Origin of the sequence: Ruminococcus sp. FMBCY1 (genome assembly GCF_023921805.1) — a bacterium.
In the GTDB taxonomy this organism is placed as follows: domain Bacteria; phylum Bacillota; class Clostridia; order Oscillospirales; family Acutalibacteraceae; genus Ruminococcoides; species Ruminococcoides intestinale_A.
The window spans coordinates 743,399-760,258 of the sequence record NZ_CP074197.1 but is presented as its reverse complement, the minus strand read 5'-3'; the positions used below and the strand labels follow the sequence as shown (position 1 = coordinate 760,258).

General features: G+C 42.2%; 27 protein-coding genes. All 27 read left to right on the top strand.

What is annotated here, in order from left to right; all coding sequences use genetic code 11:
- Position 1: 1 nt before the first annotated feature.
- The 27 genes from KGF34_RS03605 (at position 2) to KGF34_RS03475 (ending at position 16,842) form a co-directional block, all read left to right on the top strand.
- Positions 2–562, top strand: a complete 561-nt coding sequence (locus KGF34_RS03605; protein ID WP_252559834.1) for a DUF669 domain-containing protein — start codon at positions 2–4, stop codon at positions 560–562.
- A 99-nt stretch (positions 563–661) separates the two neighbouring features.
- Positions 662–2,974, top strand: a complete 2,313-nt coding sequence (locus KGF34_RS03600; RefSeq protein ID WP_252559833.1) for a phage/plasmid primase, P4 family — start codon at positions 662–664, stop codon at positions 2,972–2,974.
- 128 nt (positions 2,975–3,102) lie between these two features.
- A complete protein-coding gene (locus KGF34_RS03595) occupies positions 3,103–3,519 on the top strand; it encodes a hypothetical protein (RefSeq protein WP_252559832.1) in 417 nt (138 codons plus the stop codon).
- Complete coding sequence (locus KGF34_RS03590) at positions 3,516–3,791, top strand: hypothetical protein (protein ID WP_252559831.1); 276 nt, start codon at positions 3,516–3,518, stop codon at positions 3,789–3,791. Before KGF34_RS03595 ends, KGF34_RS03590 begins: the two co-directional genes overlap by 4 nt.
- Positions 3,792–3,875: 84 nt before the next feature.
- A complete protein-coding gene (locus KGF34_RS03585) occupies positions 3,876–4,304 on the top strand; it encodes a hypothetical protein (protein ID WP_252559830.1) in 429 nt (142 codons plus the stop codon).
- The gene (locus KGF34_RS03580; protein WP_252559829.1) at positions 4,297–4,533 is read left to right on the top strand and encodes a hypothetical protein; all 237 of its coding nucleotides are present in this window, start codon (positions 4,297–4,299) and stop codon (positions 4,531–4,533) included. The genes KGF34_RS03585 and KGF34_RS03580 overlap by 8 nt, the downstream gene beginning before the upstream one ends.
- The gene (locus tag KGF34_RS03575; protein WP_252559828.1) at positions 4,523–4,702 is read left to right on the top strand and encodes a hypothetical protein; all 180 of its coding nucleotides are present in this window, start codon (positions 4,523–4,525) and stop codon (positions 4,700–4,702) included. The genes KGF34_RS03580 and KGF34_RS03575 overlap by 11 nt, the downstream gene beginning before the upstream one ends.
- Positions 4,699–5,064, top strand: a complete 366-nt coding sequence (locus KGF34_RS03570) for a hypothetical protein (protein WP_252559827.1) — start codon at positions 4,699–4,701, stop codon at positions 5,062–5,064. The genes KGF34_RS03575 and KGF34_RS03570 overlap by 4 nt, the downstream gene beginning before the upstream one ends.
- 144 nt (positions 5,065–5,208) lie before the next feature.
- A complete protein-coding gene (locus tag KGF34_RS03565) occupies positions 5,209–5,832 on the top strand; it encodes a DUF4417 domain-containing protein (protein ID WP_252559826.1) in 624 nt (207 codons plus the stop codon).
- Positions 5,832–6,227: a polymorphic toxin type 24 domain-containing protein gene (locus KGF34_RS03560; RefSeq protein WP_252559825.1), complete on the top strand. Its 396-nt coding sequence runs from the start codon at positions 5,832–5,834 to the stop codon at positions 6,225–6,227. The genes KGF34_RS03565 and KGF34_RS03560 overlap by 1 nt, the downstream gene beginning before the upstream one ends.
- 155 nt (positions 6,228–6,382) lie before the next feature.
- Positions 6,383–6,778 carry a terminase small subunit gene (locus KGF34_RS03555; RefSeq protein ID WP_252559824.1) on the top strand — a complete coding sequence of 132 codons (396 nt, stop codon included), beginning with the start codon at positions 6,383–6,385 and terminating at the stop codon, positions 6,776–6,778.
- A complete protein-coding gene (locus tag KGF34_RS03550) occupies positions 6,771–8,144 on the top strand; it encodes a terminase (protein WP_252559823.1) in 1,374 nt (457 codons plus the stop codon). Before KGF34_RS03555 ends, KGF34_RS03550 begins: the two co-directional genes overlap by 8 nt.
- Positions 8,119–9,627 (top strand): capsid protein, encoded by a 1,509-nt coding sequence (locus tag KGF34_RS03545; protein WP_252559822.1) that lies wholly within the window; start codon positions 8,119–8,121, stop codon positions 9,625–9,627. Before KGF34_RS03550 ends, KGF34_RS03545 begins: the two co-directional genes overlap by 26 nt.
- Positions 9,620–11,338 (top strand): phage minor capsid protein, encoded by a 1,719-nt coding sequence (locus tag KGF34_RS03540; protein ID WP_252559821.1) that lies wholly within the window; start codon positions 9,620–9,622, stop codon positions 11,336–11,338. Before KGF34_RS03545 ends, KGF34_RS03540 begins: the two co-directional genes overlap by 8 nt.
- Positions 11,339–11,343: 5 nt before the next feature.
- On the top strand, positions 11,344–11,532 hold the full coding sequence (locus tag KGF34_RS03535) for a hypothetical protein (RefSeq protein WP_252559820.1): 189 nt from the start codon (positions 11,344–11,346) through the stop codon (positions 11,530–11,532).
- A 115-nt stretch (positions 11,533–11,647) separates the two neighbouring features.
- Entirely contained in the window at positions 11,648–11,842 is a 195-nt protein-coding gene (locus tag KGF34_RS03530; RefSeq protein ID WP_333780951.1) for a hypothetical protein, read from the top strand.
- Positions 11,843–11,858: 16 nt separating this feature from the next.
- Complete coding sequence (locus KGF34_RS03525) at positions 11,859–12,041, top strand: hypothetical protein (RefSeq protein ID WP_252559819.1); 183 nt, start codon at positions 11,859–11,861, stop codon at positions 12,039–12,041.
- Between the two features lie 144 nt (positions 12,042–12,185).
- Positions 12,186–12,770, top strand: a complete 585-nt coding sequence (locus KGF34_RS03520) for a hypothetical protein (protein WP_252559818.1) — start codon at positions 12,186–12,188, stop codon at positions 12,768–12,770.
- 24 nt (positions 12,771–12,794) lie between these two features.
- Complete coding sequence (locus tag KGF34_RS03515; protein ID WP_252559817.1) at positions 12,795–13,733, top strand: phage capsid protein; 939 nt, start codon at positions 12,795–12,797, stop codon at positions 13,731–13,733.
- A complete protein-coding gene (locus tag KGF34_RS03510; protein WP_252559816.1) occupies positions 13,733–14,062 on the top strand; it encodes a hypothetical protein in 330 nt (109 codons plus the stop codon). Before KGF34_RS03515 ends, KGF34_RS03510 begins: the two co-directional genes overlap by 1 nt.
- An 11-nt stretch (positions 14,063–14,073) precedes the next feature.
- Positions 14,074–14,466, top strand: coding sequence for a hypothetical protein (locus KGF34_RS03505; protein ID WP_252559815.1), 393 nt, complete (start codon positions 14,074–14,076; stop codon positions 14,464–14,466).
- Positions 14,466–14,852 carry a hypothetical protein gene (locus KGF34_RS03500; RefSeq protein WP_252559814.1) on the top strand — a complete coding sequence of 129 codons (387 nt, stop codon included), beginning with the start codon at positions 14,466–14,468 and terminating at the stop codon, positions 14,850–14,852. Before KGF34_RS03505 ends, KGF34_RS03500 begins: the two co-directional genes overlap by 1 nt.
- Positions 14,849–15,241, top strand: coding sequence for a minor capsid protein (locus KGF34_RS03495; protein ID WP_252559813.1), 393 nt, complete (start codon positions 14,849–14,851; stop codon positions 15,239–15,241). The genes KGF34_RS03500 and KGF34_RS03495 overlap by 4 nt, the downstream gene beginning before the upstream one ends.
- Before the next feature lie 4 nt (positions 15,242–15,245).
- On the top strand, positions 15,246–15,686 hold the full coding sequence (locus tag KGF34_RS03490; RefSeq protein WP_252559812.1) for a hypothetical protein: 441 nt from the start codon (positions 15,246–15,248) through the stop codon (positions 15,684–15,686).
- Between the two features lie 13 nt (positions 15,687–15,699).
- Entirely contained in the window at positions 15,700–16,017 is a 318-nt protein-coding gene (locus KGF34_RS03485) for a hypothetical protein (RefSeq protein ID WP_252559811.1), read from the top strand.
- Positions 16,017–16,322, top strand: coding sequence for a Gp15 family bacteriophage protein (locus KGF34_RS03480; protein ID WP_354667454.1), 306 nt, complete (start codon positions 16,017–16,019; stop codon positions 16,320–16,322). Before KGF34_RS03485 ends, KGF34_RS03480 begins: the two co-directional genes overlap by 1 nt.
- Positions 16,323–16,437: 115 nt before the next feature.
- On the top strand, positions 16,438–16,842 hold the full coding sequence (locus KGF34_RS03475) for a TM2 domain-containing protein (RefSeq protein WP_252559810.1): 405 nt from the start codon (positions 16,438–16,440) through the stop codon (positions 16,840–16,842).
- Positions 16,843–16,860: the final 18 nt, after the last annotated feature.

Here is a 16,860-nt window from a genome sequence, read left to right as displayed (position 1 = left end):
CATGGGTTTTAAATCAAACTGGAACGAAGCAACACAGGGCAGCTCAATCAAGCCGGAGGGCGATTATGAGTGCCTTATCGCTAAGGTTGAGGAGAGAGTAACAAAGAATGGCAAAGAAAATCTGAACATCTCAATGGTAATCAGAAATGATGTTGAGCAGAACTATAAAAATGGATATATATTTGATACATTGTGGAAGAAGAAAGAGCCTACAAACGCAGACTTGCAGGTCAAGGGATACAGCTATGGTCAGATTATGGCACTCGGCAAGGCGGCAGGACTTCCCGATGGCAAGGAGTACGACAGCCTTGAGCAGTTCTGCGGTGAGCTTGTCAATAAGCCAATGCGTGTAACTATAAAGCACGAAGAATACAACGGAAAAACACAGGAGCGAGTAAGCTGGAGAAATCCTACAAAATATCCGACTGTAAAGCATATTCCAAAGCAGACGACGACCAATACAGCTACAGCCTATGCACAGCCACAGCAAAGCTATGCATCTGCACAGCCGACAAATCAAGGCTTTACGGATATGCCGCTTGATGATGATTTACCGTTTTAATTCAGAAAATTTTTACGGAAATTGCACTAATTTATGCAACTTTTGAATTTTAAGTCGGTACATATGAAATTCATAAGAATCCATAAGGAGGTATAAAATATGGGATTTACAAATTTTAACGATAAATACAGTGCAATTCCGCAGGAATTAAAAGGCTATAAAAATTGGGTGTGTTGGCAGGCATACCCTGACCCGAAGTCGCACAGCGGCATTTCTAAGAAGCCCGTCAATCCAAAGACGGGCGGACTTGCCCAGTCAAACAATCCCGACACTTGGTCGGATTTTGAAACCGCTGTCAGAGAATCCGCCAAATATTCGGGCATAGGCTTTATGTTCTCAAATTCACCGTTTTTCGGTGTTGACCTTGACGATATGCCGAATGACATTCAGGATTACCAAAACGGCGGAGCTGACAACATAATCAGCGAGTTCGTGAACACTTTACAGAGCTACACAGAATTTTCGCAGAGCAAAACAGGCGTTCATATAATTTGCAAGGGAACTCTTCCCGAGGGCAGAAGAAAGGCAAAGAATGATTCGGGCGGTTTTGAAATGTACGAGAACGGCAGATTTTTCGTTGTGACAGGAAACTACTGCTCGGAATACGGATACATCAACGATTGTACCGAGAGTGTTAAGCCGTTGCACTCCAAATATCTCGGCAAGGCGGCAGAGCCTAAGCCGAACAAGAATATTACGGTCAATTTAAATTCCGTTGATGACATCGTCAGAGCCGCCTGCAGCGCTAAGAACGGCAGTCTTTTCAAGGCTCTGTACAGCGGTGACTTTTCGGCTTACTCATCACAGAGCGAGGCGGATATGGCATTTTGCAATATGCTTGCCTTTTGGTGCGGCTGCGATGCCGAAAAAATGGACGCAATTTTCCGCCAATCGGGTTTAATGCGTGACAAGTGGGACAGAAAGCAGTCAGGCACTACATACGGAGTAATCACCCTGCAAAAAGCAATATCGGGTTGCAGTCAGACCTATAACCCTAAAAAACAAAACGATTATTCGATTTCAATAGGCAACGGCAAGGTTATTCAGACTGTTGACGAAGAAAAAATGCGTGCATATACATTTGACGATATGGGCAACGCAGAAAGGTTTGTTGACCTGTTTGGCGAAAATGTTCGCTACTGCTATACGGAAAAGAAATGGTATTTTTATAATTCAATGAGGTGGAGCGTTGACAATCTCGGTGTTATCTTAAGAATGGCAGATAAGTGCGTTGAGGCTATGAAAGCCGAGGCAAAGCTTTACTTGCAGGCTGATGAAGAGAGCGGCGGAGATATGGCGAAAGCATTTGAAAAGCATATGAAATCAAGCCGTTCAAATAAGTCAAAAAAAGCAATGCTCAACGAAATTGAACATCATCTTCCAATTTTGCCGATACAAATGGACAGATACAAAATGGCACTCAACACGCCAAGCGGAATTATTAATCTGAAAAACGGCGATGTAAAGGCACATAACCCCGAATATTACTTTACAAAGATTACTTCGGTCGATTGCGCCGAAGCTGCCGACTGCCCTCGTTGGCTTGCGTTCCTTGACGATATTTTTGCAGGCGACAAAGACTTAATCAGATACATTCAAAAGGCGGTAGGCTACAGTCTGACAGGCTCAACGGCGGAACAATGTGCATTTTTTCTTTACGGTACAGGTCGAAACGGCAAGAGTACTTTTATTGATGTAATAAGAGATGTTTTCGGCGATTATGCGGCGAATATTCAGCCCGAAACCATTATGGTGAAAAGCTCGCAGAGCAATGCCATAAACAGCGACATTGCACGATTAAAGGGCGCAAGACTTGTTACATCTGTAGAGCCAAATGAGGGTGTGCGGCTGAATGAGGGACTTTTAAAACAGCTTACAGGTGACGATACGGTAACGGCAAGAAAGCTGTACAGTGAGGAATTTGAGTTTAAACCCGAGTTCAAATTATGGATGGCGACAAACCATAAACCTATTATCAGAGGCACAGACACAGGCATTTGGCGAAGAATACATATGATACCGTTCAATGTGCAGATACCCGAGGACAAGGTAGATAAAAACCTTACGCATAAGCTAAAGGCGGAGATGACAGCGATTTTTAAATGGTGCATTGACGGCTGTCTGATGTGGCAGAGAGAGGGCCTGCAAATGCCCGCCGCTGTATTAAAGAGCGTGAGAGAGTACAGGCGTGAAATGGATGTTATTTCTGCTTTTATCGAGGATAAATGTACTCTTGAGGGCACTGTACAGGCAAGTATGCTGTATGCCGCCTATGCATCGTGGGCAGACAGCAACAACGAATATTGTATGTCAAATACCAAGTTCAGCACCGAACTTGCCAAACGATTTGAGAAGATAAAGGGAAGAAATTACAATTATTTCACCGGTATTTCTATTCGTTCTGAATGTTAGTGTGGTGGCTTGAGGAGGGTTTGAGGGGTTTTATAACCTTTCGTATAAGAAAAATAAAAATATTATATATATAAAGGGTTATTTAAAAATGGCTTCAACCCACCACAAGCCTCCGCAGGGAGGAATATATGAAACCAAATTTTAAAGACAAAACAGAGTTTGCAAGGCTTGAGGATAAAGCTATTGACGGTCAGCTTGATTATACCGACTATCCGCCTGCCGAATACAAATACTTTTCAAAACTTGCAAAACTCGGTTACAACAACCGCCACAAGGGGTGGGATATGATTACTTGCCTGAAACTTCAACAGGAATTGCAGAGTGAGTACAGACAGTACCACGATGAGGGCGAGGAGTATTTAAGACTGTGTACGAGAATACAGGACAATATAAAGAAATCCGCCGATCTCGTTCGCAAGATGTACAAGCAGGCGGCAACCAAAGACGAAATGCTAAGCCTTGCGTTGCAGACGATAGAGCTATTAACAAATGAGAACGGATTTGTTAAAAGAATAAGTGAAAAGGTAAAGGAGATGAAAGAATGAAACAGCAGGCAATCTGCGAATTATGTATGCAAGCATTTGAAAAAAGAAGTGCAAATCAAAAATACTGCACCGAGTGCGGTGTTGAAATGAGAAAACAACAGCACAGAGAAATCATCAAAAACAGCAAATTAAGAAAAACAGCCGCACGCAATTACAATAAATCCGATACACTTGAAGAAAAATGCAAGAAAATCAATTTGTATAATAAGCGGCACGGAACACACTTAAGCTACGGAGAATATACGGCACTCGAAAGGCTTGGAAGAATTTAAGGAGGATATTATGAGAGAAATATTATTCAGAGGTCAAACTCGCAGATATGGCGAAAAAGTCAGAACTTTAAAGGAGTAAAAATTATGACAAGATATGAACTCGAAAGACATTTAGGAAAATATGTTGAAATCGTACTTTTTGACGGAACGGTGATTGAGGGCATTTTACATAAAACAAGTGAAAAAGCCTTTGAAAATGACGCTAATTTGTCAATACCAAAGTTACGATATTTCTGCACTTGTGGGGATAAGGTTGTTAGTAATTGTGTTTTTAGATTGTCCCATATTAAAAAAATCAGTCGTATAAAAATTAAACTTAAAGTTGTTGACGAAGTTAAACTCTCAAAGTGGGTAAAAAAGAAAGAGAGAAAAGTAGGTGAAGCGGAAGCATACTGCTTAACTTGCGGGAGAGATGTTGTTTATCAAGTCATTAACAACCGTTATCAATTTGAAAACTATTGCCCACATTGCGGTGCGAGAATGGATAGAGAGGAGGAGAAAGCAGATGATTAAGACCTTTTGCAACAAGTGCGGAAAACAATTAAAATACGGCGACCACAGAAAAGTTGAATTAACCGTAAGACCATACACTACATACGGCGGCAGATTTAATTTAGATTATTGCGAAAGCTGTTTCAAGGAAATTATCGGCGAGGAAGAATATAACGCTATGATACAGAAAGAAATAGTACACAAAAGAAGAATTGAGGAGAGAAAAAAGGAGCAAAACAATGACACTTGACGAACTGAAAGCAGAAATATCTGAACGCATAGAAAGTGAACAGGAGAAGATGAGCGGATATAATGACAGCAAAAGCAGAAAGGACAAACATTATTACATAAGCGAGGGAATGCTGATTGCATTCGGAATTGTGGCTGATTATCTTGGTGATTTGGAGGTGATAACTTGACGGCTAAAGAGATTAAGGAGATTAACCGAGAGATTTCGAGACTGAGGGCGAAGATAGTACGCATTTCTGCCGAGGCGGATAACACAGCAGGCACGCTGGGTGAACGAATCGTTCCGTCAGGTCAGACCTCCGACAAGGTAGGCAATGCGGTGGTGCAGATTGCAGATATTCAGAGAGAGATACAAAACCTTGAAATCCGCCGAAACGCAGCGCTCAACAGCCTATCTCGTGACGATTTTGTGGAGAACTGTTTGTTTATGCACCTTAGCTTGCGATACAGCTGGGCGAAGATAGCAGTTGATACAGGCGGAATAAATACACCGGATAACATAAGAATTATGTGCAACCGCCACCGTTGGTAAAAGTTGTTCGGTTTTTCGGTTTAGGTGCAGTATAATATAAAATGAAGAAATTGATAATAAGAGACATTTTGTAGTTCTCCTTTTTCAAAAATAACGGCAGACCGCTCTCGTTGAGGGCGGTTTTGCTTTTGCGGGGTGGAATTAATGTATAAAGACAAATGCGGTACAGGTTACGAAAATAGCACAAGAGCGATTTTTCAGGGTGCAGGAGAATATGACATCCCGATTATTGAGCCTACAAAAATTACAGAAAACAACTTTATCGGATTTAATGAAGTTTTGAGCAGTAAGCAGAACAACTGCGGTGTGCATTTCTTTTTGGACGATTACCAGTTCCAAAGATTATGGAATACACCCGACAGGTACATTGAGAGGCTACAAAAATTCAATTGTGTGTTATCACCTGATTTTAGCCTTTACGCTGATTATCCGAAAGCGTTGCAGATTTATAACCACTATCGCAAACATTGGATAGGCGCATATTTACAGCTTTATGGTATTGAAGTAATACCAACAATTTGTTGGAGCGACGAAAAGAGTTTTGAATGGTGCTTTGACGGCGAGCCTTGCGGCGGAACAGTCGCCGTGTCGAGTGTCGGCACTCAGAAAAACAAGATTGCCAAAGAACTGTTTTTGAAAGGTTACAAAGATATGATTGAACGCTTACAGCCTGAAACGGTCATCTTCTACGGCAAAGTCCCCGAAGAATGTGTTGGAAACATCATCAACATCAAATCATTTCAGGAAAAATTCAGGAGGTCAGAATAATGGGCGGAAGAGGTTCTTCAAGTGGAATAAGCGATAAAGGTAAAAAGTACGGTACGGAATACAAAGCAGTTGCTCAATTTGGTGAAATAAAAGTAATTCGTATGAATGGTAATACTTCGATAAAAGCTCCTATGGAAACTATGACAAAAAATAGAGTGTATGCTACTCTTGACAAACAGAGCAACATCAAAAGTGTTACTTTTTATGACAACTACGGCGAAAGAATAAAACAAATTGACGTTAAAGGTAGACCTCATAATGGAATGATGCCACATACCCATTTGGGTTATGAACATAATGAAATTGGAGATCGTCAATTGACTGATAAAGAACAGAAATATGTAAGTGTATTATTGAATAAATGGGAAAGAAAAAGAAAACACTTGAATATTTAGAAATTTATTGATATAATATTATAAACGCAGGGGATAGTTTAAATAGGAAAACAGTTTTTACAGATTCCGGTGCAACTCCGGAAACCTGTGTTTAAAGACAGTACAGAAATGTGCTGTCTTTTCTTTTGCTTATTTTTAGAAAGGGCGGTGATACCGTGAAAGACAAATTAAATGCAAGACAGAGGAAGTTTGCGGAATATTATGCGCAGAGCGGTAACACCGTTCAGAGTGCGATACAGGCAGGATATTCAGAAAATTACGCAAACGCAAGAGCGTATGAATTGTTGGAGAATGTTGGAGTTTCAAAATACATCAAAGAGTTATCCGACAAGCTCAAAGATGAACGCATTATGAGTGCTAAAGACAGACAGGTTGCTCTCTCTGACATTGCAAGAAGTGACGAGCAGGACCCGTCAGACCGTATTCGTGCGATTGATACACTCAACAAAATGACTGGTGAATACATTGTCAAGGTTGACGCAAAGGTTGAGCAATCCGAAAAGCTCTCTGATGTGTTCAGACAGTTAGGCGGTGAGGGCTTGAGTGAGTAGCTTTCCTTTGTCGCAAAAGTACATTGACTTCATAAACACAACAAATGTGTCGGCTGAATTTCTTGAGGGCACTACCGCATCGGGCAAGACAACGGTCGGTGCCGGTGTAAAGTTTATGCGAATGGTGTCGCAAAGTTCCAAAAAGATACATGCCATTGCCGCCAAGACAACCGGCAAGGCGGAGGAAACTATCATTCAGCAGGATAACGGTATTCTCGACCTGCACCGTAACGCAGTTTACTGTGGCAACGGCGACAAGGACTACAAGCTCCCGCATATCAAGTTTGAGGGCAAAATTATCTATATTCTCGGCTACAGCAGTCGAGATAAATGGGAAATGGTACTCGGTGCACAATTTGGCTGTGTGTATATTGATGAGATAAACACCGCCGATATTGAGTTTATCCGAGAGATGTCAACCCGTAATGACTATTTGCTTGCAACACTTAACCCCGATGACCCGTCTTTGCCTGTTTACAAGGAATTTGTAAACCGTTCAAGACCGTTTAAGAAATACGCAAAAGATGTTCCGCCCGAGATTATGGCGGAGCTTAACGAAGAACCTGTGCCGGATTGGCGGTACTGGTTCTTTTCTTTTACTGATAATTTAAGCCTTACACCCGAACAGGTTGAAAAGAAAAAAGCCTCTGCTCCAAAAGGAACAAAGCTTTATAAAAACAAAATCTTAGGATTGCGAGGCAGGGCAACAGGGCTTGTATTCTCAAACTTTGAGAGGGCAAGGCACATAAAAACAAAAGAATGGGCAAAGCGGTTTTTAAACTCCGACCGTAAAAGCGAGCATTTTATTCAGTTTACGGCAGGACTTGACACCGCATATTCGCAGAAGTCACCCGACACAATCGCAATGACCTTTTTCGGTATTACAAACAAGGGCAAGTGTGTTCAGCTTGATGAAAGAGTTTATAACAACGCTGAAATGCAAACGCCGATTGCTCCGAGTGATACGGTTAAAAACTTTATTGCTTTTCTTGACCGCAACCGGGAGGAGTGGGGCTTTGCGAGAACAGCATTCATCGACAACGCCGACCAAGCGACTATTACCGAATTTCAGAAGTACAAGCGGCAAAACGGCTGTATTTATGATTTTGCAAATGCGTGGAAGAAAACAAAGATAATCGACCGTATCAATCTTGTTCTCGGCTGGCTCGCAAAAGATTGTTTCCTTGTGCTTGAGCATTGCAAGAATACAATTGCCGAGTTTGAAATTTACAGCTGGCGAGAAGATAAAGACAACACACCCGAGGACGGCCACGACCATTGCATAAATAGCAGTCAATATGCGTGGCTGCCGTTTAAAAATATTATTGGAAGTGAAATAAATGGGGCTGATAAACAGAATGGCTGATACAATCAGAACAGGATTAAGAAATTTTTTACATATCGCTAAAGCGCCCGACAGAACGATAACCGTTGACGAAACGAGCAATCATCAAACTGAATGCTTTACCAACCGCATTTGGTATTGGGGCAACAGCAGACAGCTTTCACAGCTTTACACACAGCTTGACAGCGACAAAACACGCTTTTGGTCTGCCGAGTGTACCAAAGGGCTGAAAATACGAAAAATCCACACAGGCTTGCCCGCTCTCATTTGCGATACACTCGCTAATATTGTGATTGCAGACTACAACGGTACAGAGGTTACAAGCAAAAATACGACAGCTTATGCCGAACGGTGGGCGGAGATAGAGAAAGAAAACAAACTCGCAGGTGTAATAAAGCAAATGCTCCTTGACCTTTGTGTTGTCGGTGACGGTGCTTTTAAGGTCAGCTTTGACACGGCTGTATCAGATGTTCCGATTGTTGAATGGTATCCTGCCGAAAACATCGACTTAACTTATGTGCGCGGCAGAATCAGAGAGGTTAAGTTTTATACAGATTACACGCAAAATCACCGACATTTCCGTTTTGAGGAAACATACGGTTACGGCTATATTCGTTATGCTTTGTATGATGATAACGGCAGAGAGGTCGATTTACACACAGTTAAGGCACTTGATTGGATAGACAGCAACGGTGTAACCTTTGATACATCGTATATGTGGGCAGTACCGGTTATTTACGGCAAATCGTGCCACAAGGGCAGAGGTGCGGGCATTATCGGCATAAAAACAGACGCTTTCGACAGCCTTGATGAAGTGTGGTCGCAGTGGATGGACGCTTTAAGAGCTTGCCGAACAAAGCAGTATGTGCCTGAATGTCTTATCCCTCGAAACCCCGAAACCTGTCAGCCGATGTCGCCAAATCCGTTTGACAACCGATTTATTGCAGTAGGAAACGATATGTCGGAAAACGGCAACGGCAATAGGATTTACACCGAAAGTCCGCAGATTCAGCATGAAAGCTATTTAAGTTCTTATATAACCGCTCTTGACCTTTGCTTGCAGGGTGTTATTTCTCCGTCAACCCTTGGTATTGATACGAAGAAACTCGATAATGCCGAGGCACAGAGAGAAAAAGAGAAAACAACTCTGTATACAAGACAGAACCTTGTTGAGCTCACCGAGAACGCTATGCAGAGCCTTGTTGATGTTGTACTCAATGCAGACAGTGAGCTTAACGGCAAGGGAATTGTTGACGGAATAGAGGTATCCGTAAACTTTGGTGAGTACGCCAATCCGTCATTTGAAAGTCAGGTTGAAACTGTATCAAAAGCAAGACAGGGCGGTTTGATGTCGGTTGAAACCTCGGTCGAGGAATTGTACGGCGACAGTAAGTCGGACGATTGGAAAGCCGAAGAGGTACAACGCATTAAAGAGGAGCAGGGCATAGCGAGCGAGGCAGAAACCTCGTCATTCGACGATTTGGCAGGACTGACAGATGAGTGATTACGATATCGGAAAAGCCTTTGAAGAAATCGAAAACGAACTTATTGACAGTATGATGCGCAATTTCAGCCGTCACAGGGCGGAAGAAGAAAAAGAGGGCTATAATTGGACCCAATGGCAGGCAGAACAACTAAAGGCGCTTGAGGAGTACCGCAAAACGAACGCCCAAAAATTTGGCAAGCAGTTCAAGAGCATTAACAGCAAGGTTGAAGAAATGATACGCACGGCAAGGGCTGACGGTAACGCAGAGCAGGAGGCTAAAATACTTGAGGCAATCAAGGACGGCTTTACACCGAATATGCCCGCAGGAGAGAGCACAGGCGAGTTTTTTAAGGTCAACGACCGAAAGCTTGACGCTCTTGTAAAATCGACCACAGACGATTTAAAGAGGGCGGAAACGGCAGTCCTGCGTATGAGCAACGACAAGTGCCGCAAGGCGATTTTTAACGCTCAAGTCTATGCAAACACAGGTGCAGGCACTTACGAAAAAGCTGTTGATATGGCTTGTAAGGATATGCTAAACGCAGGGCTGAATTGTGTGGAGTACAAGAACGGTGCAAGGCACACGCTTTCAGACTATGCGGATATGGCAATCAAGACGGCGAACAAGAGAGCCTATCTAAGAGGTGAGGGTGAAGAAAGAGCTAAGTACGGACTTTCGCTTGTTGTGGTAAACTCAAGACAGGGCGGTTGCCCTGATTGTGCAAAGTATATAGGCAGGGTGTTTATTGATGATGTGTATTCAAACGGCAAAAAATCGGACGGTGATTATCCGCTGCTTTCAACCGCCATAGCGGAGGGACTTTTCCACCCTCGCTGTAAGGACAGCACAAGCACCCACTACCCTGAACTTGACGATTTGAGCGGACCTCTCTCCGATGACGAGCTTGCAGAGCTTGACCGCCAAAGAGGACTTGAAGTACAGCAGCAGCACGCAGAAAAGCAAGCCGAACGCTTTGACCGCAGGGCAAAATACAGTCTTGACGAGGATAACAAGAAGTTTGCTAAAGCAAGAGCAGACGAGTGGCACGACAGGGCAGAAAAACTGTCGGAAAAAACAAGAGATTTTACTATCGACGACAGTAAGCAGAAATATTATAAGCCTGTAGTTGACGACGGTGAAGAAAAAGACTTTAACAGAAAAAACAGCGGTAAAAAAATTACAGTAAAAGCACATAAGACCACGGGCAGTAATGATATTTATTTATCCGATAAAGTAAAGCTGAAACGCAAGCAATTCCATAAGTTTGATAAGAATGTTACAAAGATTTATGAAATGCTCGGTCAGAGCAAATCTGAAAACAAACCTGCTATTTGCATATTATCCCCCGAAGAAATGGGCAAAAATGCAGTTGCAACTTACATACCGACTGATAATGTTTTAACTGTAAATTCAGCTTATTTTATAACTAAGAATTTAGCCGAATTGCAGAAACCGTTTGCTTGTCCTGACAGTGAATTGAGTTCGGTACTTCATGAGCTTATCCATTGGCAAGATGCCGAGAAATACAGACAAAAATACGGCGAAATTACCGATTATAACGCATATTGCGATTATCTTAATAAAATTTATGCTCCAAAGGTTGAAAAATTGATAAAAAGCGGTTATAATATAAGTGATATAAGCGAGTATGCAAAATTGGAATTTCGTAAAAATGAATTTGATGAGGTACATGCCGAATTTTGTGTTAAGCAACTTTTACAGAGGTGAGATATATGAGGATTATTTATTCGGATAAGGTAAAAGACTTGACTAAATTAATTGAGCCATATGTCGAGTGGAATAAATTTCCCCCTAAGTTGAAAGATGATGCTCCCGATGATATAAAGAAAGCTGAAGTCCTTTGCAATGAACTTATGGAAAAAGAAAGAAAACAATTTCTTGAAGATAATGGCATAATTTAACCGTTCCGTAACAAGAGAGGGTTTGTTATACTAAAAATTCAATAACCAACCAAAGCACTTAATCAATCAGATTGAGTGCTTTTTTTATACCAAAAATTTGAAAGGCGGTGACAAAATGAATGTGAAAAAATATCGGAAAAAAGCTGTTGTAGTAGAAGCATATCAAACCGACAAAAAAATCGTTATACATACACTTGAAGGTGATATGACAGCAAGTCCCGGTGATTATATTATTACTGGTGTTAATGGTGAAAAATACCCTTGTAAACCTGACATATTTAGAAAGACTTACGAATTAGTAGAACAATAAATAATGAGGTGACAAAATGAAAGTAAGAGTAGTTGTGTCGTTTAACGATAAAACCGAGGGGTTTATTAACAGACCGATTAATGAAGTATTTGAGTGCTCCGAGAGCAGAGCAAAGGAACTCATTGACGGCGGTTTTGTGACAGAGGTTAAGTCCAACGCTACGGAAAAGCCGAAAAGAAAGACAACAAAAACAGCTTAAAACGCACTTGTGAGTGACTGCACAGGTGCTTTTTTATTGTCCGAAGACATTAAACTACGGGAGACACCGAGCAAAACTGAAACAGAGAGACACTCTATAAACTGACTATGGGAGACACCCGATAACTGAAAGGATTGATAAAATATGGCAGAAACAAACCCAACACCTAACCCAAACGAAACACAGCCGACACCGCAGGGCAACAATCAGCAGACACCGAGCTTTGATTATGACAAGCTCGCAAGCCTTATCACAGGCAAGCAGAGCGTGACAGAGGACACAGTTTTAAAGTCATACTTCAAGGAGCAGGGATTGTCAGCAGATGAGATGAAACAGGCAATCGGTGCTTTTAAGGAGCAGAAAGCCAAGAACACACCCGACATTGCGAAAATGCAGTCGGAAGTTGAATCCGCAAACAACGCAAAGCTCACGGCAGAAGTCAATCAGTCAGCAACCCTCGAAGCCGTAAAACAGGGCGTTGACATTGCAACAGTTCCTTATGTACTCAAAATGGCGGACTTTTCGGCCGTTATAACAGACGGCAAAATCAACACAGAAAAGCTTACAGAGGCGGTTAAGAAAGTGCTTGACGATATTCCTGCGCTAAAAAAGACCGCCGATAACAGCGTAGGTGTTCAGAAAATCGGCGGTGACGGTAACGGTACATCAGACGGTACTAAACCAAATTCAAGCGTTCCGACAAAGAAATGGAACAGATTTAATATTTAAGATTTAAGAAAGGACAATTTAACTATGGCAAACACAAATAACTATGCAGAGCAGTTCAGCCCGGATTTGCTCGAAATTCTTATGCAGGGCACACTTACTTCACCATTCATCACTTCAAATGTAAAGTGGGTGGGTGCAAGAACATTCCACTTTACACAGATGTCAACAACAGGCTTTAAGAACCACAGCAGAGAGGGCGGTTGGAACAAAGGCAAATATACACAGACAGATGTTCCTTTCACTTGTGAGCACGACAGAGATATTGAGTTCCTCGTGGATAAGGCAGATGTTGACGAAACTAACGCAACCGCAAAGGTTGAGAATATTTCAAAGGTGTTTGAGCAGACACAGGTCGCACCGGAAACAGACGCACTTTTCTTCTCAAAGGTTGCCGCAAAGGCGCAGGCAACAGACGGCTATCATTCAGCTACCAAGTCAACCGAATGGACCAAAGCAAGCGCTTACTCAAAGCTCAAGACTATTCTTTCAGCCGGCAAGCTCCGCAGATATAAAGCAAGAGGCACACTTGTTGCTTATGTAACATCAAACATTATGGATTGCCTTGAGCAGTCAACAGAATTCACTCGCAAGATTGAGCTTACCCAGATTGCCGAGGGCGGTATGGGAATTGAAACAAGAGTAACCGAGATTGACGGCTGCCCTATTATCGAGGTTATTGACGATGAGCGTTTCTATGATAGTTTCAACTTCAATCCTGCTAACGGTGGTTTTGAACCTGCCACAGGCGGTCACAAAATCAATGTTCTTGTCGCTTGTGGTGATACCTGCAAGACTGTACCGAAAATTTCAAGTATTTACTTCTTTGCACCGGGGGCACATACAGAGGGTGACGGTTGGCTCTATCAGAACCGTACACTTTCCGATACATTTGTTTTCCCTAACGGCAAAGACGGCAAGATTGACAGTATTTATGTTGATGTTGACACAACGGCGGTTGCGTAATGTATGCCGATTACATTGAACAGCAGGGCGGAGATGAAAACAGCATTATCTCCGCCGCTCACATCGACATTCTGACCTTTAACCGCATTAATTTTGAAAAACTTTCGGAAATGCAGAAGAGAATCATCAGCAGAGTGCATAGCAGACTTACTGCTTTTGAAGAAGAAAATGCCGATATGATTTCTTCCTATCTGAAAAATTACAACATCAACGGTGTGGGTATGGAGTTTGGCGCAAGTTGGAATTTGATGTGCATAAGCGGTGTGGCAATTCCTGCGGACCTTTACTCTCTGCTTAAATCAACAGGGCTTTGTTATCCTGCAATATGAGGTGATATGTTTTGAAGTTTCCGTCACTTGTAAAAAAGCAGTTCTGTAAAACTCCTGTCGAGGTCACAATCTACGATGAGAGTGTTTCCGAGGACGGCTCTCCTGTTGTTGCCTTTCGCTGCGGAGAAATATACCCGTCAGACACCTTATTGCCGAACACTAATTTGTTTGCGGGTAATGCTCATTGCAATATGCAGTCAAAAGCAAAGACCATATACACAAAAGAACAGAAAATCGTGCAGGTGTCTGCAGTGCTGCTTTTTGACGGTGACATTGCTCCCGACACCCCGACTTTGAGCGCAGGCTTTGTAGTGCTTGACGGAGTAAAGCGTAACATCGTACAAGGCATTAAACACCGCAACCCTGACGGTACAGTGAATTATACGGAATTGGATGTGATTTAATGAGCTTTTCTGTAACATCAAAAATCAAGCTGAATTTGCCTGTACTAAAACAGCTTGATACAGCACAGCAAACGGCATTGCGTAAAACCACAGACGCATTGCTTACACAGATTAAAAACAGTCAGGTTATGCCGTTTGATACAGGTAATTTGCAGAACGAAAGCACCTTTGCCGATTACGCAAATCTTGCCGAGGGCGAAACAAAAATCGTATCGAGTACACCGTATGCCAGACGGTTGTATTTTCATCCCGAATATAATTTCAGCCGTGAGGAAAACATTGCCGCCGGCGGCAAGTGGCTTGCACCTTGGCTCAAGGACGGTACACGACAAAACTTTTGTCAAAAGGCATTTACACGATTTTACAAGCAGGAGGCAGGACTTTGATTTATTTATCAGACGTCAGAGATTGGCTGAAAAGTGTAACAAATGCCGAGCATTACTACATTGGCAAGCTCGACAACAAACAGGATAAGTCAATCGGCGTGTACTCTCTCAAGCAGTCGGGCGCTCCTGCAAGGGCAATAGGTGATGAGAGCACATACAGCACAATGTGTGTGTCCTTGCTCCTGCATTGGAACAACAACGCAAAGGAAACGGAGCAAGCGGCACGCAAGCTGTTTGAAACACTATACAGCATTAAGAATGTTAAAATCAACGAACACACAATTTATATAATCGAGCTGCTCACCCCTGAGCCTATTGATGTGGGTACAGATGACAAGGGCATATATGAGCAGGTCATTGAAGTTAAATTTTACTATGAAAGGAAATGATATTATGGCAGTAAAAAGCGGAGTTTATCCTTGCTACGAAAATCAGTTTGCAATCGGTAAATCGGGCACAGACACAGCCACAACTCCAATCGCAAATTGTGAGGAGTTTTCGGTGGCATTTGACAACGGCGTTGAGGAATGGACAGCGTTTGAGAACGAGGGTTGGAAGTCAAGACTTATGACAGCCAAGAGCGTTACAATCTCTGTAAAGGGCAAGCGTACAATCGGTGACGCAGGCAACGATGAAATCGCAGAGCTTGCGTTTAAGAACGGCACAGCCGTACAGCTTCCGTTTAAGTGGACTTTCCCGAACGGTGCAAGCGTACTCTTCAAGAATGCGGTTATCTCTGTAACAGCAAACGGTGCAGCCGCAAGCACAAGTGTTGCACCTCTTGAATTTGAGGTTATGTCAAACGGCAAGCCCGAATACACACCTGCAGCCTAAGGAGGTATAAAGTATGTCAAAAATTATTGATATTACAAACAAACTTAATTTTGACGAAAAGCCAAAAATTTTGGTTAAGGGCACTGAAATTGAGGTCAACAACGACGCAATTTCTTTTATCAAGGCTATTGCTCTTTTCGACAGCGAGAACGGTGTGTCAAGCTCTGACCTTTTATCTGCGCTTGAGCTTCTCTTTGACGAGGAGAACAGAGAAAAGATTGCAAAACTTCATCTCTCGTTTGCCGACCTCTCAACTGTTATTAAGACAGCGACCGAGCTTATCGCAGACAATGACAGCGAGGGGGAAATTCAGACCCCGGCTACGACTTAATAGATGATTTCGATTTAATCGTATCGAGCTTTAAGTCGGAGTACGGGGTGAGCATTTACTCCGAAGATTTTAAAAAGATGACTTGGGCGGAGTTCAGCTCCCTGCTGTGCGGCTTGGGAACTGACACGCCTCTTGCGAGAACGGCTCAAATTCGCCTTGAGAACGATGAAAATGTTTTGAAGAACTTTACATCATCTCAACATAAAATACGCAACAAGTGGCGTTCACGCACAGCAAAACAGCGCACACAAGAGAACATCAATACCGCCTTGCACGACTTTGAAATGATATTTGCTAATATGTAAATATTGCATACAATTTTGTTTATTTTTATAAAAATCTTGACTTTTATGTATATTTTTGGTAATATAAAGAAAATGTGAAATAAAGTAACATTTTATTATAAAAGGAGAGATACAAATGGAAAATCAAAATACTGTGCAGACACAAGAAACCACAAAGTTTTGTAAACATTGTGGTGGGAAAATTGCGAAAGAGGCTGTTATCTGCCCACTGTGTGGATGTCAAGTTGAGCAAATTACAAATACACAAGGTACACAACCTATTGTTATTAATAACACTAACAATAACACAAGTGCAGCCTCTGCGACAGCGGTCGCCAATGGTGGAATGCAAGGAAAACCTAAAAGCAAATGGGTAGCATTAATTTTATGCATTTTTCTTGGATATCTCGGCGCTCATAAATTTTATGAAGGCAAAATCGGAATGGGTATTCTTTATCTTTTCACCGGAGGCTTATTTATCGTTGGTGTAATTATAGATATTATTGCTTTGCTCGGTAAATCTAATCCGTATTATGTTTAAAAATGTAGCATAACAACT